The 21,062-nt window shown below is 68.6% G+C and carries 16 protein-coding genes and 3 pseudogenes; 9 read left to right on the forward strand and 10 right to left on the reverse strand.

Features of this window, described 5'->3' with window-relative positions:
• Positions 1-180: 180 nt before the first annotated feature.
• The gene (locus tag ACWC09_RS49670) at positions 181-450 is read left to right on the forward strand and encodes a PASTA domain-containing protein (protein WP_450858590.1); all 270 of its coding nucleotides are present in this window, start codon (positions 181-183) and stop codon (positions 448-450) included.
• A gap of 75 nt (positions 451-525) precedes the next feature.
• Here the strand turns inward: ACWC09_RS49670 and ACWC09_RS49675 are convergent.
• Positions 526-1,135, reverse strand: a pseudogene (locus ACWC09_RS49675) (IS630 family transposase); the annotation flags it as partial.
• A 232-nt stretch (positions 1,136-1,367) separates the two neighbouring features.
• Complete coding sequence (locus ACWC09_RS49680) at positions 1,368-2,759, reverse strand: DASS family sodium-coupled anion symporter (RefSeq protein ID WP_450858564.1); 1,392 nt, start codon at positions 2,757-2,759, stop codon at positions 1,368-1,370.
• A gap of 697 nt (positions 2,760-3,456) precedes the next feature.
• Between ACWC09_RS49680 and ACWC09_RS49685 the strand changes: the two genes are divergently transcribed.
• Positions 3,457-4,503: a glycosyl hydrolase 53 family protein gene (locus ACWC09_RS49685; protein WP_450858566.1), complete on the forward strand. Its 1,047-nt coding sequence runs from the start codon at positions 3,457-3,459 to the stop codon at positions 4,501-4,503.
• 15 nt (positions 4,504-4,518) lie between these two features.
• Entirely contained in the window at positions 4,519-5,886 is a 1,368-nt protein-coding gene (locus ACWC09_RS49690) for a right-handed parallel beta-helix repeat-containing protein (RefSeq protein ID WP_450858568.1), read from the forward strand.
• Between the two features lie 342 nt (positions 5,887-6,228).
• On the opposite strand, the gene ACWC09_RS49695 is transcribed toward ACWC09_RS49690, so the two are convergent.
• A complete protein-coding gene (locus ACWC09_RS49695; protein ID WP_450858569.1) occupies positions 6,229-7,251 on the reverse strand; it encodes a S66 peptidase family protein in 1,023 nt (340 codons plus the stop codon).
• Between the two features lie 498 nt (positions 7,252-7,749).
• Between ACWC09_RS49695 and ACWC09_RS49700 the strand changes: the two genes are divergently transcribed.
• The 3 genes and pseudogenes from ACWC09_RS49700 to ACWC09_RS49710 all read left to right on the forward strand — a co-directional run bounded on the left by ACWC09_RS49700 (position 7,750) and on the right by ACWC09_RS49710 (position 11,359).
• Positions 7,750-9,711 carry a glycosyltransferase family 2 protein gene (locus tag ACWC09_RS49700; protein WP_450858571.1) on the forward strand — a complete coding sequence of 654 codons (1,962 nt, stop codon included), beginning with the start codon at positions 7,750-7,752 and terminating at the stop codon, positions 9,709-9,711.
• 51 nt (positions 9,712-9,762) lie between these two features.
• Positions 9,763-9,942 (forward strand): annotated as a pseudogene (locus ACWC09_RS49705) (dTDP-4-dehydrorhamnose 3,5-epimerase family protein); the annotation flags it as partial.
• A gap of 154 nt (positions 9,943-10,096) precedes the next feature.
• A complete protein-coding gene (locus ACWC09_RS49710) occupies positions 10,097-11,359 on the forward strand; it encodes an alpha/beta hydrolase (protein WP_450858573.1) in 1,263 nt (420 codons plus the stop codon).
• A gap of 302 nt (positions 11,360-11,661) precedes the next feature.
• Here the strand turns inward: ACWC09_RS49710 and ACWC09_RS49715 are convergent, their stop codons facing one another.
• From ACWC09_RS49715 to ACWC09_RS49725, 3 genes are all read right to left on the reverse strand, one after another.
• Positions 11,662-12,750, reverse strand: a complete 1,089-nt coding sequence (locus ACWC09_RS49715; protein WP_450858575.1) for an ABC transporter substrate-binding protein — start codon at positions 12,748-12,750, stop codon at positions 11,662-11,664.
• 63 nt (positions 12,751-12,813) lie between these two features.
• Positions 12,814-13,695 carry an ABC transporter permease gene (locus ACWC09_RS49720; protein WP_450858577.1) on the reverse strand — a complete coding sequence of 294 codons (882 nt, stop codon included), beginning with the start codon at positions 13,693-13,695 and terminating at the stop codon, positions 12,814-12,816.
• Entirely contained in the window at positions 13,692-14,552 is an 861-nt protein-coding gene (locus ACWC09_RS49725; protein WP_450858579.1) for an ABC transporter ATP-binding protein, read from the reverse strand. The genes ACWC09_RS49720 and ACWC09_RS49725 overlap by 4 nt, the downstream gene beginning before the upstream one ends.
• 238 nt (positions 14,553-14,790) lie before the next feature.
• Between ACWC09_RS49725 and ACWC09_RS49730 the strand changes: the two genes are divergently transcribed.
• The gene (locus ACWC09_RS49730) at positions 14,791-16,455 is read left to right on the forward strand and encodes an ATP-binding protein (protein WP_450858581.1); all 1,665 of its coding nucleotides are present in this window, start codon (positions 14,791-14,793) and stop codon (positions 16,453-16,455) included.
• Complete coding sequence (locus ACWC09_RS49735; protein WP_450858583.1) at positions 16,452-17,141, forward strand: response regulator; 690 nt, start codon at positions 16,452-16,454, stop codon at positions 17,139-17,141. The genes ACWC09_RS49730 and ACWC09_RS49735 overlap by 4 nt, the downstream gene beginning before the upstream one ends.
• Positions 17,142-17,516: 375 nt before the next feature.
• Here the strand turns inward: ACWC09_RS49735 and ACWC09_RS49740 are convergent, their stop codons facing one another.
• From ACWC09_RS49740 to ACWC09_RS49755, 4 genes and pseudogenes are all read right to left on the reverse strand, one after another.
• Entirely contained in the window at positions 17,517-18,713 is a 1,197-nt protein-coding gene (locus tag ACWC09_RS49740) for a metallophosphoesterase (protein ID WP_450858591.1), read from the reverse strand.
• Positions 18,714-18,892: 179 nt separating this feature from the next.
• Positions 18,893-19,057, reverse strand: a pseudogene (locus tag ACWC09_RS49745) (transposase); the annotation flags it as partial.
• A 72-nt stretch (positions 19,058-19,129) separates the two neighbouring features.
• Positions 19,130-19,558, reverse strand: coding sequence for a DUF4267 domain-containing protein (locus tag ACWC09_RS49750; RefSeq protein WP_450858585.1), 429 nt, complete (start codon positions 19,556-19,558; stop codon positions 19,130-19,132).
• Between the two features lie 245 nt (positions 19,559-19,803).
• On the reverse strand, positions 19,804-20,250 hold the full coding sequence (locus ACWC09_RS49755; protein ID WP_450858587.1) for an anthrone oxygenase family protein: 447 nt from the start codon (positions 20,248-20,250) through the stop codon (positions 19,804-19,806).
• Positions 20,251-20,340: 90 nt separating this feature from the next.
• Between ACWC09_RS49755 and ACWC09_RS49760 the strand changes: the two genes are divergently transcribed.
• On the forward strand, positions 20,341-20,919 hold the full coding sequence (locus ACWC09_RS49760; RefSeq protein ID WP_450858589.1) for a TetR/AcrR family transcriptional regulator: 579 nt from the start codon (positions 20,341-20,343) through the stop codon (positions 20,917-20,919).
• Positions 20,920-21,062: the final 143 nt, after the last annotated feature.

Raw genomic sequence — 21,062 nt, forward strand, 5'->3', positions numbered from 1 at the left:
CCTCGGACAACGTGATCGCCACAGCAGACGGTCCCGAATGCGACATGACAACAGGGTACTTACTAACCCTCAGGATTTCTGGCGCAGCACACTAGTGCTGTGACCACGTATGTTCACCGGGTTGGGCAGTGGTCTTCCCTCTGACCGGGATCAGGGAGACGCTGGACGCCGGAGGGTGACATGGCATGGATGGGACCCAGCAGCGCCGACGAAGTGACGGTGCCCGACATAGTCGGGTTGATCGTGACCCGAGCGCGGGAAGTTGCGTGGGAGGCGGGTCTGGTGATCGCGGCTGCCGACCCAGACGGGCCGCCGGTCCGGGCGCTGACCTGGCCGGGAGTTTGGGTGGTCACCGCCCAGCGCCCCGCCCCCGGGTCCCGGATGCGCCGCCGGGGCTCTCTGGTGATCGATTTCAAGGAACTGCCTGGCGGCAAGGCTGAGGACAAGTAACCACCCCGTGGCTACAGCCCTGGCGTTGGCGATGAAAGTTGGCCGGGTTTGGTTAGGCGGCTTGGGTCGTGGGCGGCCCCAGCCTTGCTGGCGTTCGCTGCGGGCCTTGGCACGTTCGCGGCGTTGGGCGGTCAGGACGTCGGGGTGGCGGGCGTTGGCGTTGCGCCACCGCACGTAGTCCTGGAGTCTGCCGTCGAGCACAGTGTGGTTGGGATGGTTCGAGGCGCCCATGACGAAGTTGCGCAGGGGCCCGAACTGGGCCTCGATCGAGTTGGCCCATGATGCGTCCATGATCACGTAGATGGGGGGCCGTCGGGCTTGGCGGCCCGCGGATGCCGTGGGTGCAGTGGTAGGTGGCCGGTAGTCGCACTGGTCTGCTCTCCTCGGCCCCGCCAGAGCCGTGGCAGGGGCGGATCGACAGTGGGCCGAACTGGTCGAACGCGAAGCACCGGTCCGGGAAATGGCTGGTCACATGCTCGATTCGGTCGAGCTTGGCGTCCTTGTCGGGATCTTTTGACTCTTCCCAGGTGCGGGTCCGCTGGAAGGAGATCCCGTGTTCGCGCAGGATCTGCCGCAGCCGTTCCCGGCCGATCTTCACCGTCTGGACCCGGTTGCGGGCCAGGTAGTCGGTGAGCTTGCGAAGGCTCCAGTGTGCGAACGGGCGTCCCAGCGTCACTGGTCGGGTCTTGACACGGTGACGCTCCTGGTCAGTGAACAGGGCGGTGATCTGCTCGCGGGCCTGGACGAGGCCGGCCCGGTCCCGGTCGGCGCACATGGGGGAGCGGGAGACCGCGGATGCGATCGGATGCCGACGTGGACCTACGCCGCGATGCTTGTGATCATGTGCGGCCAAGTCCACGCGGCCTGCAGGACCATCCGCACCCGGACCGGTGCGGTCGGAGTTCCGGGCGTGATCGTCACCAGTGGCCGAGGACCTTCAGCCAGGCGGCGCCCACGCCCATCCAGATGACGATGTTGGCGCCGGCGGCGATCAGGCCGACGCGCCACCATTCGCCGAGGGTGACGTAGCCGGCCCCGAAGTGGACCGGGGCGGGGCCGGAGGCGTAGTGGGTGAGGCCGCCGTAGAGGGAGCTGATGAAGCCGAGTACCAGGGCGGCCATCACCGGCGGGGCGCCGGTGGCGGTGGCGGCTGCGAGGAAGGCGGCGTACATGGCGGCCACGTGTGCGGTGTTGGAGGCGAAGAGGTAGTGGGAGAACAGGTAGACCAAGGTGAGGATGACGAACGCGGTCTGCCAGCCCACCCCATCGGTGGCGTCGGTGATGCTGTCGCTGAACCAGCCGATCACGCCCAGCTCCTGGAGCTGACCGGCCATCATCACCAGGACGGAGAACCACACCAGCGTGGTCCAGGCAGCCTTCTCCGCGACCAGGTCGCCCCAGGTGAGTACGCCGGTGACGAGCAGGAGGGCGACGCCGGTGAACGCGGAGACGGTGGCCGACAGATCGTAGACCTGGCCGCCGATGGACCAGAGCAGGAGGAGCAGGACGAACACCGCGCCCATCGTCCATTCGTGACGGGACATCGGTCCCAGTTCGGCGAGTTGGGCGCGGGCCTGGGCGGGTGCCTCGGGGGTGTCGCGGAGGGTGGGCGGGAAGATCCGGTAGATCAGTGCCGGGAGTACCAGCAGCGCGACCAGACCGGGGACGAGAGCGGCCAGCGCCCAGTTGGTCCAGGTGAGGTGGATGCCGTGGTCGGCGGCGAGCTTCTGCACCAGCGGGTTGGCGGCCATGGAGGTCAGGAACATGGCGCTGGTGACCGTGTTGATCTGCATCGCGGTCACGCTGAGATAGGCGCCGAGCTTGCGGCGGGAGTCGTCGCCGGGCAGGGAGCCGGCGTTGCTGCTCAGCGAGCGGATGACGGGCTGGATGACGCCGCCGGAGCGGGCGGTGTTGCTCGGAGTGGCCGGGGCCAGCACCAGGTCGGTCAGCGTGATCCCGTACGCCAGCCCCAGGCTGCTGCGGCCCAGCGCGCGGACGAACAGCAGCGCGATCCTGCGCCCCAATCCGGTCTTGGTGAAGCCGAGTGAGATGAAGAATGCTGCGACGATCAGCCAGATCGTCGGCTCGGAGAAGCCGCTCAGCGCGACGTCCGGCTCCAGCGTCCCGGTGATCATGGTGATGGTCAGGCCCACCAGCGCCACGGCTCCCAGCGGCAGCGGTTGGAGGATCAGGCCCAGTACCGTGCCGGTGAAGATCGCGAGCACGGCCCAGCCGCCGGACTTGATCCCGTCCGGCTGCGGCAGCAGGTAGACGATGAGTCCCACCGCGACGGGAACGATCCACTTCATGGCCGCCCACGCCGTGGCGGTTCGGGGCCCGGCGGGGGTACGGCCTGGGGCCGCCCCGGCGGGTGATCCTTCGGTGTCCCGGAAAGGGCTCATCTCTGCCATCCCACACGTAGAGTCCGGCGCGCCCTGGAATACGGGGCCGGAGCAGGGTCGATCTTTCGTGTCTACGGTGATGGCGGGGAAGGAGATCGGGCACGAGGCGACCGGCCCCGATCGTGGGGCCGAACGGCACTGCGGGCTGGAGCGTCTCCCGCCCCTGCGGCTTCATGGGCCACGGCCCTGACCGCGAAGGCGAGACGGTGGGGCGATGGCGGGGGCCGATCACGCCGCGGGCGTCCCGCTCGCCCCGCGGCTTCCGGGCCGTGGGGCGGTCGGTCTGTCGTCGGCTCACATCGCCGCACGCCCAACATACGGGTCGGACAGTCGAGTTCGGCCGTACCACACGGCAGCTGGACCTCCCGGACTCCGGCGGCACGAGCAACGAGCCTGATCCCACCGTGGCCCGTTCCCACCCGCGCGGTGAAGCGGAGCCTGCAGTGGCTCGTCGGCCTGGCGCAGGCCGGCTCTGGCATGGCGGCAACTTCAGCGGCTCGGCCGGCGACCAACAGGTGAACATCCCGATGGCTCCCGCTCCGCTCCGACGGGGAGGAGGCGGCCGCCGCGGGTGCCGGTCAGGCTGAGACGAAGGGACCCCCCCATGACTGACCGCGAACGAACCGAGCTCGTAGGTCTACGTCGGCGCAACGTGCTCTTGGGCGCCGCCGCCGGTGTGGGCGCGCTCGCCCTGGGCACGGGCCCGCTGGCGACCCCGGCCCAGGCGGCGACCTTCATCAAGGGCGCGGATGTCAGCTGGCTGCCGCAAATGGAGGCGCAGGGCTACTACTGGGACAACAGCGCCGGAGTAAAACAGGACCTGTTCACCATCCTCAAGGGATATGGCATCACCGCGATCAGCCTGCGGACCTGGGTCAACCCCTCCAGCGACCCGGCCAACGGGCACTGCGGTATCGAGGAGACCGCCCAACTGGCGCAGCGCGCCAAGAACGCCGGCCTTCAGGTGCTCATCGGCTTCCACTTCGGCGACACCTGGAACTCGGTCGGTGTGCAGAACCCGCCCGCGGCCTGGGCGGGCATGAGCTACAGCCAGATGCTCGACGCGATGTACGACTACGTGTACCACTCGTGCAACGTCATCAAGTACTACGGCGTGACACCGGCCTGGGTGAAGATCGGCAACGAGACCAACTCCGGTATCTGCCACCCCGTCGGCAGTGTCGGGCACCCGGAGCAGATGACGGGCCTGCTGAACGCCGCCTACGACATGTCCAAGCAGGTCTTCCCGAACACCCCGGTGCTGGTGCACCTGGCCCAGCCGCAGAACCTCACCAGCATTCAGAAATTCCTCGACGCCTACCGGGGCAACGGCGGCAAGTGGGACATCACCGGCCTGTCCTCCTACGCGCAGGGCGGCAACGTGCCCGGCGTACTGGCCAACATGCAGACGATCCAGTCCGGTTACGGCAAGCCGGTCCTGCAGGTGGAGTACGGCGGCCCGGTGGGCAAGCCCGCCCAGGCGCGCGACTCGCTGAAGGCGTTCATCACCGGGCTGAAGGGCTTCGGCGGCCTGGGCACCTTCTTCTGGGAGCCCGAGGGCTACCCATCGTTCAACAACTACAACAGCTCGGCCTGGGACGAGAGCACCCACCGCCCCACGGCGGCCATGGACGGATTCCTCGACGCGTGAAACCTGGAGTGAGTGATGAGACCTGTCAGGACCCTCGGACGAGTCCTGCTGATGGCGGCGGTCGCCGTGACACCCTTCGCGGTGCCGACCGGGTCGACGGCTGCGGGCAGCGCGGCGGCGGCGAACGTCTACTACGTGGCAGCGAACGGCAGTGACGGTGCCGCCGGGACGCAGGCCGCCCCCTGGGCGACGATCGCCCATGCGCAGGCCGTGGCCCAGCCGGGCGACACGGTGTACTTACGGGGCGGCACCTACGCCTACACCCATGGAACCAAGAGCTGCTCGAGCCAGACCGACCGGGTCGACGCCATCACCCTGAACAAGAGCGGTGGTTCGGGCAGCCCGATCCGCTACTGGGCCTACCCGGGGGAGAAGCCGGTCTTCGACTTCTCGGGCATGACGGACGACTGCCGGATCAAGGGCTTCGACGTCACCGGGAGCTGGATCCACCTCAAGGGCCTGGAAGTCACCGGAGTTCCGCAGAACAACAACCTCAACCACGAGTCCTGGGGTATCTGGATCTCGGGGAGTGACAACACCTTCGAGCAGATCAACACCCACAACAACATGGGGCCCGGCCTGTTCCTCCAGAACGGAGGCGGCAACCTCGTCCTCAACAGCGACTCGCACGACAACTACGACCCGCACTCCTCCGACGGCGCCGGGGAGAACGCCGACGGATTCGGCGCCCACATCTCCGCGGGCCATCCCGGAAACGTCTTCCGCGGCTGCCGCGCGTGGTGGAACTCCGACGACGGCTTCGACCTCATCAACGCCTATTCCTCCGTGACCATCGAGAACTCCTGGGCATGGCGCAACGGCTACCTGCCGGAAACGACCACGGCGTCCGGCAACGGCAACGGCTTCAAGGCGGGCGGGTACGGCGGTGTCTACGACGCGGCCGCCGTCAAACACACCGTCCGCACCTCGGTGGCCTTCGCCAACAGGGCGGCGGGGTTCTACGCCAACCACCACCCGCTCGCCAACGACTACTTCAACAACACCAGTTACGGAAACCACCCGGACTTCAACATGCTGGGCATCGACTCGAGCGGTGCTGCAGTCGGCCGGGGCGATCTGCGCAACAACCTCGCCTACACCGGCACCCTGACGTCGAACATGACCGGCACCGACGCCGCCAACAACTCCTGGAATCTGGGCATCACGCTGTCGGACGCACAGTTCCGCAGCGTCTCCACGTCCGGCTGGAACGCATCCCGCCAGGCCGACGGCAGCCTGCCCGTACTCCCCAACCTCCGCCTCGCCGCGACCAGTTCCCTGATCGACAAGGGTGTCGACGTCGGCCTGCCGTACGCGGGGTCCGCACCGGATCTGGGCGCCTTCGAATCCTCTGCAAGCACGGTCTCCTCGTCCGGCCGCTGATTCGTCCGAACAGGATGCCACCGGGCACGGCACAGGCGACCCGCGCTTCTGGGCCGAAACCTGTGCCGGGCCTCATCCCCTGAACTGGTCGGTGAGACAACCCGGTTGGGGTCCGCCTGCCGGTGGCCGGCCCGACGGCAGCTTGCCCTCCGCAGTCGACGACAAAGACGCCCTGGTCCTCTCCTCCCTGCACCACTCACCGCCGGTCTCGGAGAACCTGGCCTGAGAAGTCCTGCATCATCCATACGGTCCCGTTCGCGCTTCGGTACACCGAGATGCCGGCGTGGGTGCAGGAGGAGCGACGGGGGCTGCCGAGGCCGTCGGTTCACTGATCCGCGGTGCTCAGCCGCCCGATCCGGTCACCGTGAGCGGGCGTACTGCCGGTTCGAGCAGCGACAAGCTCCGCTGCTGCGCGTCGAGGGCGACGCGGATGCCGACCGGCATCGGCAGATTCGGGCCGGCGTGTCCGACTTCGACGTTGCCCAGGACCGGGATGTCACGGTCGCCGAGGACGTCGAGAACTATCTCTTGCAGGGTCGGGGACGCGTCGGGCGAGTCGAGTCCGTCGATCGCGGTCGGGATGCCCACGACCATGCCGGAGATGCGATCGAGGATGCCGGCGTGCCGCAGTACGTGTAGATAGTTCCACACATACGATGTCTGGCCGCCCAACTCCTCCCAGAACAGCACCGCGCCGTCGAACCGTTCGAGCGGCAGCGCGTAGCGCGTCGCCTGGTTCAGCACGATGCGATTGATCACCCCGCCGATCAGCCGGCCTTCGGTACGACCGGCACGCCAGCACTCCCACGACGGCGTGGCCGGCAGCGCACCGATCGGCTCCGTACCGGTCAGCAGCGTCGAGTAGAGCTTCTCGAGCACCGCTTGGCGGGCTGCGGGCGCGGCCTGCCAATGGCCGCCGAGCCCAGGGGTGGCCACGTCGGTATGGAAGCCGACCAGACCCGTGCGCGCATAGAGCACCAGATGCAGCAGCGAAATGTCGCTGTAGCCGAGGATCGGCTTGGGGTCGGCAGTGACCGCCTCGAAGTCGATCAGGTCCAGGTAGCCGAGCGCCGTATGGCCGCCGTCATGCGCGATGATCGCGCGCACCTCGGGATCACGCAGAAGAGCATTGAATTCCCCGGCGATTTCCGTCGGCGTAGCCGCGCTCCACCAACGGTGCCGGCCTGCTTCGAGGAGCGGTGCCCGACGCACGCGGAATCCCATCCGCTCGAGCACGATCACCGCCAGCTCGAGGTCGGGCTCGTAAACGGCATGGAGCGGCCCGGACAGCGATGCGATGACGACGAGATCTCCGGGCCTCAGGGCACGAGGTCGAAGCAGTTGCGGCAGTGCAGAATTGGTCACCGACGCAGTGTCCCGACACGTGCAACGACGAGCTACTCATTTACCGGGACTCTGGCAGAAGGCCCCGGCGTTCACGCCGGGGATGTAGGCATCCGCCGCACGACGCGGAGAAGTACGAGGGCGACCACAGGTGCCCGTGCAGGATGGCGCTGACCAGTTTGCGTTCGCCGTTGAACTCCTTCAACTCCGCCTCGAAGTCCGCGGCGAGGGCGGCAGTGGGCTGTCCTCATCGGTGCACCTGTGCAGTCGGACTGCCGCGTCGCTCGGGTAGTGCCCCTACAGGATGTAGTGTTTGTGGTGCCGCCCGCCTCCAGATAGAGCGGGAGGCGGTGAACAGTGCCCGACTGGAACTGGGGAGCGGCCTGTTCACGCTTGTACGACGGGGGCGTGCTGGACCAACCTCCGACGGGCCGAGGCTGTGCCCATGTGCCCACGCGGGACAGGGTCGTCTGAGACGGCCGTCGCAGAGTCACAGAGCAACAAGGCGGACGAAGACACGTGTCGATCAAGGTGAGCGTGGTGATCCCGGTCTACAATCCGGGCAAGTACATCGAGGACTGCATCGCCTCTCTTCTGCGCCAGAGCCTGCCGGACGACGAGTACGAGGCGATCTTCGTCGACGACGGCTCCACGGACGAGACCCCTGAGCGCCTGGACCGGCTCGCCGCCGAACACCCCCACATGCATGTCATTCACCAGGAGGCGTCGGGCTGGTCGGGCAAGCCGCGCAACGTCGGCATCGCGGCGGCCAAGGGTGAGTTCATCCAGTTCGTGGACAACGACGACTGGCTGGGCGATGAGGCCCTCGAGCGTATGTACAACTACGGCGTGGAGAACGAAGCCGATGTGGTCGTCGGCAAGATGGTCGGCAAGGGCCGTCCGGTCCCGCGCGAGCTGTTCCGCGAGAACCGTCCGCACGCGAACGTCGAGAACGCCCCGCTGATCGACAGCCTCACCCCGCACAAGATGTTCCGCAAGGAGTTCCTGGACAAGCACGACCTCCGCTACATGGAGGGGCGCCGCCGTCTGGAGGACCACGTCTTCGTCACGGAGGCCTATCTGCGGGCGGAGAATGTCGCCGTTCTCAGTGACTACCTGTGCTATTACCACGTCAAGCGCGAGGACGCGTCCAACGCGGGCCTTCAGCGATTCGACCCGGTCGGCTATTTCAAGAACCTTCGTGAAGCCCTCGATGTCGTCGAGCAGCTCACCGAGCCCGGCCCGCTGCGCGACCGGCTCTTCCGCCGCTGGCTGCGCAACGAGATGGTGGAGCGCATGCGCGGACAGCGCCTGCTGAAGCTGCCCGCCGGCTACCGCCAGGAGCTGTTCGACGAGATCCACAAGGTGGTCGTCGAACGCTTCGGACCTGGAGTCGCGGCCGGTCTGCCGCCCACGCAGCAGATCGTCGCCGGCCTGATCGCGGCCAACCGGCTCGCCGACATCGAGCAGTTCGCCCGGTGGGAGTCGGGGATCAAGCCCTCCGGTGTCCTGGAGAGCCTTGGCTGGGAGGACGGCAAGCTGACGATCGGTTTCACCGCCGAGTACCAGTCGGGCGGTGAGCCCATCACCTTCCGTGCCGATGGCGAGAAGGACTTGCTCGTTCCGCCGTTGCCGCAGGCCGGCCTGGACGCCATCGCCCTGCTCGGCGCCAACACCTCCGCCCCGCTGGCCAAGTCCAAGGTGGACCTCGTCATGCGTGAGCGGGAGACGGCCGCGGAGTTCTTCCAGCCTGTCGAGGTGACCCGCGAGAAGGTCGGCGTCAAGGGCCGGGAGGGGTACTTCCGGCAGGTGTTGCACGCCACCTCGCCGGTCGATCCGCTGTCGGCGGCGAACGGCGCCGGATTGGACGCGGGCGTCTGGGACGTCGTCATCCGTGTCAGTTCCTGCGGGTGGACCAAGGACACCCGCCTCGGTTCCGTACGCAGTGAGTCGGCGGGGCGTGGGCGCCGTGCCGCCGTTGTCGGCCACCCGGGCCGCCTGGTCGTGCCGTACTGGACCGACCCGCACGGCAACCTCTCGCTCGACGTCGACCAGAAGACCGACAGGATTTCGTACGAGTTCGCCGGCCTCACCCCTGCCGACGTCACCGTGACAACGGGCCCCGACTGCCTCAGCGTTGCGTTGCCGTTTCCGGTGCAGGGCGAGAGTGCGGCAGCCCTGAAGCTCACGGACGGCGCGACCAGCCGTTCCGTCGACCTCTCCGCCACCCTCACCACCCGTATGACCGGTGAGGCCGAGCTCAGGGCCGACCTTCCGCTCGGTGAGCTGGTGGACGGCCGGTGGCGGCTGAAGCTGATCCTGCCGTCGACTGGAATCGCGAAGCCGGTGCCCCTCCCGCTGGCGCTCCATGTCTCCGCGCGTGGTGTTGCCGTGGTCAAACGCCTCGCTCCCGCTCGCTCCGCGAAGCCGACGTTCTTCCGCCGCGCGGTGGGCAAACTCCGTCGGGCGCTGAAGAAGTGATCGAACCAAGCGTGCAAGGATCAATACGTGCGACCACTGGGCATCGAGGACGCCGGCTATCTGTCCGAGGGCCTCGGCCGCGCCTTCTTCGCTCTGAGAGGCGACGCGACGGTCGTCCACCTCTGCTCCGAGGGCTACGCCCCCGAACGTGAGCACGGTATCCGCCCGCTGGACCCGGACCTCACCTTCGAGTGGGCGGCCGACAAAGAGCCGCTGCTGTCCCCGAGTGACTGACGGCCGTTCAGGTCTACGACGGGCCCTGTGGAAACACGGAAGGGCCTTGGGCTCCGTCCCATTAGCGTTTCTTGGGCAACGCGGAAGAGGCCGCGACCCTCCTCCTGGATGACGGAAAGACCACAGGCAAGGAAACCGGGGACTGAGTGGCATGGGCTTGACCAGCGAGACAACCGTGTACGTCATGGCGGCCCTGGCCGCCATTTGTGTGGCGCTGTTGGTCTGGCTCTGGCCACGGCTTGCCCGGCAGGGCCTGTGGCCAGTGCTCGGACGGCTGGCGGCCGTTGGAGTGACCCAGGTGACGATCATCGCGGCTTTCGCGTGCTGGCTGAACTCGTCGTACCAGTTCTTCGGGTCGTGGGGCGAACTCTTCGGCAACGTTGACACCGCCCCCGTCGGGGTGACCCAGGCGTCCGTGAACAACGGCGACGGGTCGGTGACCGGCGTCTCCGTGAAGGGCGCGTTGATACAGCCCGCCGGCGATGAGCAGTTGAGTCGGGTCAGCGGGCTGCCCACCGGCCCCGCGGCGGTGAACGGGCGGGTGGAGTCCGTGAAGGTCATCGGTCGTCGTACGGGTGTGGTCGACCCGGCCTTCGTCTACCTGCCGCCGCAGTACTTCCAGAAGGCGTACCACCGGCAGCGTTTCCCGGTGATCGTCGCGCTCAGCGGCTACCCCGGCAGCATCTTCAACCTCGCGCAGTACCTGCGGGTGTCACAGACGGCCGGAGAGCTGCAGAAGAGCGGCCAGATGCAGCCGACCATCATGGTGATGATCCGGCCGACGATCGCTCCGCCGCGCGACACCGAGTGCGTGAACGTCCCAGGCGGACCGCAGACCGAGACCTTCCTGGCCAAAGACCTTCCGGAGGCGCTGAAGTCCACCTACCGGGTGGGCCACGACGCCAGCTCCTGGGGTGTCCTGGGCTACTCGTCGGGCGGCAGCTGCGCCCTGCAGCTGACGATGCGCAACCCGCACGCGTACACGACGGCCGGCGCCCTTTCACCCGACTACAAGGTCAAGGACGACCCCACGACCGGCAACCTCTTCGGCAGCGGGCTGGGTCGAGTCAACCGCGTCAACGGCCACGACCTGATGTGGCGGCTGAAGCACCTTCCCGTGCCCCAGGTCTCCGTCCTGGTCGCCGACAGCAAGCACGGCGAGAAGGGGTATCCGCAGACCGTGGCCTTCATCAAGGCCGTCAGGCCACCCATGCGTGTCGTGTCGATCCTGCCCGACAACGGCAGCCACAACTTCCCGACCTGGGTACGGGAGATGCCGGCCACTCTGAAGTGGATGAACCAGCAGCTGAACTTCCCCCAGGACGTCGTGCCCCGGCACCACCCCAAACCGGGCCACACCACGGTGCGCGCCTCGGGCGCCGAGCCCACCGAGACCGCTACCAGACACAAGTGACGGAAAGCCGCTGCCGCTTCGGTACCCCGGTCACATCCTCAAGTCTTCGGCACTGCCTGCCTTGGTTTTCGGGAACGGCCATGCCAAGCGAATCCGTCGGTGTCTCTTCCGCCCGGATGACCGAACTGAGCCGGGAGGAGTCCTGGTGCCGCTGCCCCTGGCCCGCCCCGAGTTCACCCAGCACGTCGCCGCGCAGCGCGGCGACCCCATCCAGGCAGTGATCTTCGCCTACGACCACGGCCTCCCCGGCCCAACGCGGACCGAGTCGGCGCGCGGGACCGGGGAGGCCGTGAGGTGGAGGCTCAGCCGTTCGGGCCGGCCGGGGTCGTGGTGGTCTTGAAGCCCTCGGTCTTGTTGGCCTGGAGGGCGAAGTCATTGGTGAACGTCTTGCTCAGGTCCACCGATCCCTTCACGTTGCCGACCAGTTGCTCTGTCGCCAGAGAGGTCTTCGGGCCGCCGGCCGGCATGAGGCCGTCCGGGAGGAACTGGCCCTTGTCCTGGGTCAGGGCCGTGATGTAGTCGGCCTTGGTCACCAGCTGGTTCTGCACGAACGACGCCGGCAGCTTGTTCGCGATGTCGGCAGCGCTGTGGGTGTTGATCCAGTGCATGGTGGCGACCAGCGCGTCGACGACCTTCTGCACCGTGGCCTTGTGCGCGTTCACCCAGTCGGTACGAGCGAGCACACTGGCCGCAGGATAGGCACCGCCCATCGCCGCCGTGGCGCCCGCCGTGCTGGCGAGGTCGATCGCGGACGTACCGACGCCCTTCTTCTGGATCGCGGCCACCGTCGGCTGCGTCGTCATCACGCAGTCGACCTTGCCGTTCTGCAGCGCGGCGATGGCGGTGGAGCCCGCACCGACCCCGATCCGGTGGAACTGGCCGGTCTTGACGCCCTTCTTGGCGGCCAGGAACTGGGTGAGCGTGTCGGTGCCCGAGCCCAGGTCGGTGACGCCGAGAGTCTTTCCCTTGAAGTCGGCGGCCGAGTGGACGCCCGACTTCGTCGTGCACATCTCGCGCTCGCCCGGCGCGCCGGAGAGCTGGACGACGTCCTCGACCGCCTTGCCCTTCGCCTGGAACTCGATCGTGTGGTTGTACCAGGCGCCCGCCATGTCGACCTGCCCCGAGGCCATGGCCTCCTCCGCGCCGACACCGCCGTCCTGCTCGGTGCTCAGCTGGACGTTGACGCCGTACTTCTTGTAGAAGCCGAGGTTTGCGGCGAGCTGGTACGGCAGATAGATCTGCTTGTCGATGCCGCCGACCATGACCTTGACGGTCGGCGTGCCGCCGGAACTGCCGGTCGAAGCGGACGAGTTGCCGGAACAGGCGCTGACCGCGCCGAGGGCGAGAACGGTGAGGAGAGACGCGGCGACGGCGACGGGTCGTCTGGACATGGCTGACCACATTCCTTTGCTGAGGGTGAGGATTCTGAGATGAAGCAGGGGGTGCGGGGGGCGTCAGATGGTGTTGGCGGCCTCGGACGGGGCCGGCGGGCGCCAGGACAGCAGCCGGCGTTCGAGCTTGCCGATCAGCCACTCCGCGCCCAGCACGATGACCGAGATGACGAGCATCGTGGCGAACACGCCGTTGGGGTCGAAGTTGTTCTGCGCGGTCTTGATGACCAGGCCGAGGCCGCTTTGCGCGCCGAGCACCTCGCCGACCAGCGCGCCGACGATGGCGAAGCCGAAGGCGCTGTGCAGGCTGGCGATGATCCAGGTGAGCGCGGAGGGCACGGTCACGTGCCGGATGATCTGCAGCTGCGAGGCGCCCAGCACCCTGGTGTTGGCGAGGATGTTGCGGTCGACCTCGCGGACGCCCTGGAAGGCGTTGAAGAAGACGATGAAGAACACCAGCACCGCGGCGAGCAGGATCTTCGGCAGCACACCGATGCCGAACGCGACGATGAAGATCGAGCCGAGGACGATCCGCGGAATCGCGTTGACCATCTTGATGTAGGGGCCGAGCACATCGGCGAGGAAGCGGCTCTGGCCGAGCGCGACGCCGAAGACCACCCCGGCGACGGCCCCGAGGGCGAAGCCGACCAGCGCCTCCTGGATCGTGGTCCAGATGTTGGCGTAGAAGGACCCGAACTCGGTGCCGTGCCGGAACAGGTCGACCAGCCGTTGGGCGATGCCGGACGGCTGCCCGAAGAAGAACTTGTCTACGATCCCCCAGGTGGTGAAGGCCTGCCAGCCGCCGATGACGAAGGCGGCGAGACCGATGCGGCCCGCCCACACCAGCGCGGTGCGCCGCCGCAGGGCGCTCCGGGCGGCGGCCGCGGCCGAGGTCTGCGGGCCGTCCGTGACCGGGATGGCGGAAACGGTGGACGTCGTACTCATGCCGTACCTCCTGCGGTGCGTGCGTAGGCGCGCTCCACCTCCTCGCGCAGGCAGTCCCAGATCTGGTGCTGGAGTTCGATGAAGCGGGGCTGGAAGCGGATCTCCTGGACCGAGCCGCGCGGGCGCGGCAGGTCGATGTCGAAGACCGCCTTGACCGAGCCGGGGCTGGACGTCATGACGACGACCCGGTCGGCGAGCGCCACCGCCTCGTCGAGGTCATGGGTGATGAAGATGACCGACGGACGAATCTGCTCCCACAGGCCGAGCAGTTCGGTCGACATGATCGCTTTGGTCTGGACGTCCAGGGCGCCGAACGGCTCGTCCATGATCAGAATCCTGGGTTCGTTGATCAGCGCGGCGGCCATCGCCACACGCTTGCGCATACCGCCCGAGAGCTGGTGCGGGTAGCGGTCCTCGAACCCCGCGAGGCCCACCCGGCGCAGCCAGTCGCGCGCCGAGGCCTGGGCCTGCTGTTTGGGCACCTTGCGGAAGACCGGGCCCATCAGGACGTTGCCGAGGACCGTCTTCCAGGGCAGCAGCGCGTCGCTCTGGAACATGAAGCTGACGCCGTCGGTGACGCCGTCCACCTCACGGCCACCCACCCTGACCGAGCCCTCACTGGGCCGGTCGAGCCCGGACACCATGCCCAGCGTCGTCGACTTGCCGCAGCCGGTCGGACCGACCACCGCGCAGAACTGGCCCGGCTCCACGGAGAACGTGACGTCCCGCAGCGCCGTGAACACCTCACCCGCGGGCGTCAGAAATCGTTTGGTGAGTCCTGAAATCTCGACTCTCGCGCTGTCCCGGCCGATCTTTTCGGCGGCGGGACCCGTCGCGATGTCGTTTCGCGAAGCCATCTGAGCCCGTCTCCTTCCTCTGTCTCGGAGTTCGAGGAAGGCAGACGCTAAAAGGCCGTCGGGTATTACGTCGCTGTTTCAGACGTATCTCGCGTTAGTCGTGTTAAGAGGAGTTCTGCTCGTTCTGCTCAGCGTGCCGGGGGGTGGGCAGAAAGTCCTTGATGGGACACAATCGCGCCACCACGGGTACGGTGAAGGGGCCGGGCCCGGCAGCACGACAAGGGCGAAGACACCTGTGATGCCCATCCGTATCGGGATCGGCCGCGGCGGGAAGGGGAGGCTCTCCGCGCGCATCCTGACCAACCAGCTGGCCATCCTGACCCTCACCGGGGCCATCGGCTTCGTATTGTTCGCGTTCGCCCAGCGGGCCGAGATCGACCGCGCCTACGAGGAGCGGGCCGTGGACATCGCGCAGACCACGGCCGCCGAGCCGCAGATCCGGCAGGCCATGGCGCACGGGGGCGGCGACGGCCTCGTGCAGACCGTCGCCGAACGGATCCGCAAGGCGTCAGGCGCCTCCTACGTCGTCGTGATCGACCTGCACGGCATCCGCCACTCGCACCCCGACCCGGCGCTGATCGGCGAGCCGGTGGGCGATCCGATCGTGGTGCTGGACGGCCGCCCCCACATGGGCTCCGACCAGGGCGCGACCGGGCGGTCCGCCAACGGCAAGGCCCCGCTGTACGGGCCCACGGGCACTCTGGTCGGTGAGGTCTCGGCCGGCATCCCGGAACGTGACGTGCTCGGCGAGCTGTGGCGCGAGCTGCCCACCTTCGGCCTGTACGCCGCCATCGCCGTCGCGCTCGGCTCGGCCGCGGCGTTCGGGCTGGCCGGGCGGCTGAAGCGGACGACCTTCGGGCTGGAGCTGGAGGAGATCGCCGGGCTCCTGCAGGACCGTGAGGCCATGCTCCACGGTATCCGGGAGGGTGTGATCGCCTTCGATCCCGACGGCCGGATCACCGTGGTCAACGACGAGGCCCGCACACTGCTCGGCCTCGGCACGGCACTCGGCAACACGCTCGACGAGGTGTTGCCCGACGGGCGGCTGCGCCGCGCCCTGGACGGCACCCTGGACGGCACCGACCTCAACGTGCTGACCGACGACCACTGCCTGGTGGTCAACCGGATGCCGGTGACGCTGCACGGCCGTGAACTGGGCGCGGTGGTCACCGTCCGCGACCGCACCGAGCTGATCGGCCTGCTGCGCGAACTGGACTCGGTACGCGGGCTGACCGACGCTCTGCGCGCCCAGCAGCACGAGTTCACCAACCGCATGCACACCGTCGCCGGTCTGCTGGACATCGGCGACCACGACGCCGCCTACGAGTACGCCGTCGAGTCGGCCGGCACCGAGCAGGCGCTGACCGAGTCCGTACGCGAACGGATCGGCAACGCGCTGCTCGTGGGGCTGATCGTCGCCAAGACCACGGTGGCCGCGGAACGCGGGGTGCGGATCGAGCTCAGCGACGACTCCGCGCTCGGCGAGGACCCGCCGCATCTGCGCCGGCTGCTGACCATCGTCGGCAACCTGCTGGACAACGCGATCGACGCGGCGGCCGGCGGACCTCCCCCCACGGGCGGCCGCGAGGTGCGGCTCGTGCTGGTCGAAGCCGTCGACCAGGTCATGGTGCAGGTGGCGGACAGCGGCCCGGGGATTCCGCCCGGCGCCGCCGAGGCGGTCTTCGAGGACGGCTGGTCGACCCGGCCCGACCGGGGCACCGCCCGGCGCGGGCTGGGGCTGGCACTGGTCCACCGGCTGGCGCAGCGGCACGGCGGGACGATCACCGTCAGCGAAGGACCGGGTGCGGTCTTCACCGTCGTACTCCCTCTGCCCGACGACACCCCCGCGCCACGCGACGCACAACTGACAACGGCCTCGCCGACCGGAGGTGACCGCGGATGATCCGGATCCTCGTGGTGGACGACGACTTCCGCGTCAACCACATCCACTGCGACTACGCGTCCCGCGTCGAGGGCTTCGAAGTCGTCGGACAGGCGTCGAGCGTGGCCGAGACGCTGGACGCGGTGCACACCCTCCATCCCGACCTGCTGCTGCTCGACATCTTCCTGCCGGACGGCGGCGGACTCGACGTACTGCGGCAGCTGAGCTCGGACGAGGGCGGCGCCCGCCCGGATGTGCTCATGATCACCGCCGACCGGGACATCACGTCGGTACGGACCGCCATGAAACTCGGCGCCGTGGGCTACCTGGTCAAGCCGTTCGGCGCCGGCGACCTGGCCGAGCGGCTCACCGCCTACCGCGAACTCCAGCACCGCGTGGACGCGTTGGGCCTGGCCCCGCGGACCGACCAGGCCGACGTGGACGCCCTCTTCAGCGCCGCCCGGCCGCCGGCCGTGCCCCGGGTCCCGGCCAAGGGCCACTCCGCGCCGACCCTCGCCCTTCTGCACCAGGTCCTCCGCACCGCCCAAGACGCCCTGTCCGCGGCCCAGGCCGCCGAACTCACCGGCGTCTCCCGCGCCACGGCCCAGCGCTACCTCTCGTACCTCGTGCGGGAGGGCATGGTCCGCCTCGAACTCCGCTACGGAGCCACCGGCCGACCCGAACATCTCTACCGGATCGTCCGCTGAGGGTCGGCTGCGGGGGCGCACGACAGGGACAGCGCCTGTGATGGACGTCGGCATGCGGCCGGGCGGCGCGGCCATGACCGAGTACAACGACGACTGGACCGAGGCCTCCGCTCCACTGGCCGCGATCTGCCGGCCGAGGCCCGCCTCCACCCGATCGAGTCGGAAACCGACGGGACTGCCCTGCCCACCGAACTTTCCGGTGCGGTGCTCTCGGCCTGCTCCCTTGCCTCCGCGTCGGTGGTGGGGAGGCTGTCGGTGCTGGTTGCGGCCGTCCGCTCCAGGTCCGGGAGCTGCTCGCGGGTGAGGGTGAAGGGCTCGGGCGCCACGCTGCCTGCTCATACTTGCGAGGCCGCGCTTGCGCGCGGCGGTTGCCGGTCAGGTGGATGAGCGCAGGATGAGGAGGCTGATCTCGCTCGGCGCGAAGATCCGGAACGGCGGTCCCCAGTAGCCCGCACCGCGGCTGGTGTAGAGCTGGGTCCGGCCGCCATGGCGGCTGAGACCCTGTACGACGGGCTGGTCGAGGCGTACGAGGTAGTGGAACGGCCAGATCTGCCCGCCGTGCGTGTGGCCAGAGACCTGGAGGTCGACCCCGGCGGCCACGGCCTGGGCCACCTGCTTGGGCTGGTGGGCGACCAGGAGGACCGGCAGAGCGGGATCGGCGCCGGTGAGGGCGGTGGGAAGGTCGGCGTGGTGCCCGGCCAGTCCGGAAGAGGCGGCGGTGCGGTCGTCCACACCCGCCAGGACGAGCCGGTCGCCGCCGCGTTCGACGACGACGTGACGGTTGTGCAGCGGTTCCCAGCCGAGCCCGGTCATGTGGTCGAGCCAGCCTTGGGCCTCCCCGAAGTACTCGTGGTTGCCGGTGACGTAGACCTTCGCCAGGTTGGACCGGATCGTTCCCAGGGGTGCGACCTGCTCCCGGCGCTGGGCGATCGTGCCGTCGGCGATGTCACCGGCGTGGCAGACCACGTCGGGTGCCAGGGCGTTGACGGCGTCCGCGACCCGCGCCGACCACCGGGACCGGTCGATGGGCCCGTAATGAGTGTCGGTCACGACGACCACGCGGGTGCCGTCGAGCCCGGGGCCCAACCGGGGGAGCGTGATCTCGACCCGCCGGACCCGGGGCAGTCGCATGGCCTCCGTACTGCCCCATGCCAGGAGCACCACGGCGAGTGCCGTCACCACGACGGCCACACCCCTGGCCGGTCCCGGACCTCCGACCCCGACGGCGATCATGACGAGTCGCAGCACGCCGCCGAGGGCCGACCAGGCGAAGAGCACCCAGACCACACCCAGGATGGTGTCGCCCGTACGGGCCGCCCAGTCCAGCCGCCGGCGGCCGTGCCCCAGTGCCATCATCGCCGGGAACGCCAGCAGCGTGACCCCGAACAGGGCAGTGCCGCTCAGCACGACCGGGAGCGGCCAGTGCGTGCCGGACGCCAGCAGTACCCACCAGGGCAGGAAGAACAACAGCAGCAGCACCGCGAGGACGACGAGCCCGCCGATCCACCGGCGCGCGGCCGTGGCGGCCTCCCGCGCCGCGGGCTCTCCGGGCGGGGCCGCCGTGCCGAGCACCGCAGCCCCCTGCTCTGCGGCCTCCGCTGCCTGATCTTCCAGCACCTTCCGCACCCCACATCCGCTCGAGACGAGGTGAACCGCTCCATCCTCGCATCGTGGCCCCCGAAGAGGTCAGGCATCCAAGGTTGCGTGCCGAGTGGCGACGCCTCGCCATGCCTTGAGCTTGTTGATCAGGCACCGAACTCGCTCGGCATCTCCCGCCACTGTCCGCCTGTCCGGAACCGCCAGATCACGCCCTCGAACTGCTGCCGCAGGGTCTTGGGGTACGGGCCGTACTCGACGATCGGCAGGTGCGGCTCGATGAACTGCCACTCTTCGTCCGTCAGTTGCGCGCGCGTCACGCACGACGGTCTACCGGGCCAGGGCCTGGAACGGGGCGAAACCCACGGATTGATCACGACCCGATCCGCGCCCTAGTAAGCGGGCTGCGGGGCGGGCGTTGCCGGAGCGGCCGCGACCTTGCGGGTCTCGCGCATCATCAGCAGGCCGTTGACCACCATCAGTGTCGCGGTCAGCCCGTGGACGCCGAGCGCGATGGCCACGGAGCCGTGGTGGGCCAGCACGGTGGTCATGTCGCCGTACGCGGCGAGGGCCTCCACCAGCAGCACCCAGCCCAGCGCCCGGCGGTGGCCTGTCACCAGCAGGATGCCCAGGACCAGGGCCAGGACGACGTCGCGGATTCCCTTGATGATCAGGAAGCCGTCGCCGTCGCCGGACGGCCAGCTCGGCAGGCCGAAGCCCGGCGCCGTCGTCTTGGGGCTCAGGATGAATTCCGTCCCGAACCAGAGGATGAAGAGGATGAAGGCGGCGGCCAGGACGGTGTTGATCTTCTTCAGCCACATCGTTCTTCTCCTTGCGAGTCTTCGTCAGCTTGCCGGGATCGCAGTTGGGATTTGAGCGGCAGCCGCATTTCCGAATGTCGGGATTTCGGTGGTCGGCCGCCCCATCGAGGAGTGGGGATTGTGCGCCACCGGCGCGGCGTCGGCCCGCGGGGTCAGAAATCCGAAGCCCTGTCGGGCTCACCCCGACGGGGCGAAAGCCGTCGATGTACAGGGGCGAACCAGTGCATGTCGGGGCAGCGGTGGTATCAGGTGAGGGCGGCGACCAGCAGGGTGAAGGCGGCGATGATGACGGCGACGCGGACGTAGTGGTAGCGGTTCCAGCGGTGCAGCTGCTGCTTCCAGTCGGCGGGCCGGTTGTCGGGGGTCCAGGTCTTGTTTCGGTTGTTGATCGGGACCAGCAGCAGCATCGACATGACCACGCTGACGATCAGCAGGCCGGCGGCGGTGACGACGAGTCCGGCGCCGTGGCCGTGCCATCCGGCGATGGCCCAGATCGCGCTGAGGACGAGCGAGCCTATGTACCAGAACGGCATGAGGGCGCCGAGCATCCGGCCGCCGTGGGCGTGGCCGAGCTGGCCGCTGTCCTCGGGAAGCGCGTCCAGGATCCGGTTCATGATGAAGGCGACGGAGAACTCCACCCCCACCATGAGCCCCACGACGACGGTGGTGACGACCTCAAGTGCGTTGAGCATGACGATCCCTCCGTGAACTAGCGTTGCTAGCTGATGAGGCAACGCTAGTACTGCTGCCGCTCGATTGTCTAGCGATGCTAGGATCGATTCATGTCGGTACAGGAACGCAAGCAGCGCGAACGGGCGGAGCGCGAGCGCCTCATCGTGGCGACAGCCCGCGAACTCGCCGAGCAGCATGGCTGGGACGCAGTCACCACCCGCCGGCTCGCCGAGCGCATCGAATACAGTCAGCCCGTCCTCTACAGCCACTTCCGCGGCAAGCGCGAGATCATCGGCGCCGTCGCCCTTCAGGGGGCCGCCGAACTGGCCACGGCGGTACGGGCCGCGACCTCCGCCGCGGACGGCCCGCGCGCCCGGGTCGCCGCCCTGGCCCGCGCCTACCTCGACTTCGCCGCACGCAACCCGGCGGTCTACGACGCCTTGTTCCAGCTCGACGGCGGCCTGGCGTACGCGCAGGAGGACACCCCTGAGCCTCTGAAGGACGCCTTCGCCGCCCTGCTGGAGACTCTCGGCGAGGTCGCCGGCGACGGCGTCCACCCGGGGCTGTTCACCGAGGTGTTCTGGGCGGCCCTGCACGGCCTTGCGACCCTGACCCGCGCGGGCCGCCTGCTGCCCGAGGACGCCGAGCCGAGGGTGGAGCTGCTGGTGGACCGACTCGCCATGCTCTGACACACCGTCCCGGCGGGCACGCAGCCGGGGCCCTCGGGCCCCGCCGCTGCCCCGTTATGTTTTTTGCGGTCCTGCAAGAGGGCCGCTGGCCTCCGGGCCCGGCATGACTGTTGCCCCCTGTCGAACGGATGACCTGGGGGGTG

It is taken from the genome of Streptomyces sp. NPDC001617 (assembly GCF_053596855.1).

What these genes read in the sequence shown, in the direction of transcription:
- ACWC09_RS49725 (WP_450858579.1), bottom strand. Translation starts at nt 14,552, where the DNA reads ATGGCTTCGCGAAACGACATCGCGACGGGTCCCGCCGCCGAAAAGATC.
- ACWC09_RS49715 (WP_450858575.1), bottom strand. Translation starts at nt 12,750, where the DNA reads ATGTCCAGACGACCCGTCGCCGTCGCCGCGTCTCTCCTCACCGTTCTC.
- ACWC09_RS49735 (WP_450858583.1), top strand. Translation starts at nt 16,452, where the DNA reads ATGATCCGGATCCTCGTGGTGGACGACGACTTCCGCGTCAACCACATC.
- ACWC09_RS49760 (WP_450858589.1), top strand. Translation starts at nt 20,341, where the DNA reads ATGTCGGTACAGGAACGCAAGCAGCGCGAACGGGCGGAGCGCGAGCGC.
- ACWC09_RS49670 (WP_450858590.1), top strand. Translation starts at nt 181, where the DNA reads ATGGCATGGATGGGACCCAGCAGCGCCGACGAAGTGACGGTGCCCGAC.
- ACWC09_RS49720 (WP_450858577.1), bottom strand. Translation starts at nt 13,695, where the DNA reads ATGAGTACGACGTCCACCGTTTCCGCCATCCCGGTCACGGACGGCCCG.
- ACWC09_RS49710 (WP_450858573.1), top strand. Translation starts at nt 10,097, where the DNA reads ATGGGCTTGACCAGCGAGACAACCGTGTACGTCATGGCGGCCCTGGCC.
- ACWC09_RS49685 (WP_450858566.1), top strand. Translation starts at nt 3,457, where the DNA reads ATGACTGACCGCGAACGAACCGAGCTCGTAGGTCTACGTCGGCGCAAC.
- ACWC09_RS49680 (WP_450858564.1), bottom strand. Translation starts at nt 2,759, where the DNA reads ATGAAGTGGATCGTTCCCGTCGCGGTGGGACTCATCGTCTACCTGCTG.
- ACWC09_RS49730 (WP_450858581.1), top strand. Translation starts at nt 14,791, where the DNA reads ATGCCCATCCGTATCGGGATCGGCCGCGGCGGGAAGGGGAGGCTCTCC.
- ACWC09_RS49690 (WP_450858568.1), top strand. Translation starts at nt 4,519, where the DNA reads ATGAGACCTGTCAGGACCCTCGGACGAGTCCTGCTGATGGCGGCGGTC.
- ACWC09_RS49750 (WP_450858585.1), bottom strand. Translation starts at nt 19,558, where the DNA reads ATGTGGCTGAAGAAGATCAACACCGTCCTGGCCGCCGCCTTCATCCTC.
- ACWC09_RS49755 (WP_450858587.1), bottom strand. Translation starts at nt 20,250, where the DNA reads ATGCTCAACGCACTTGAGGTCGTCACCACCGTCGTCGTGGGGCTCATG.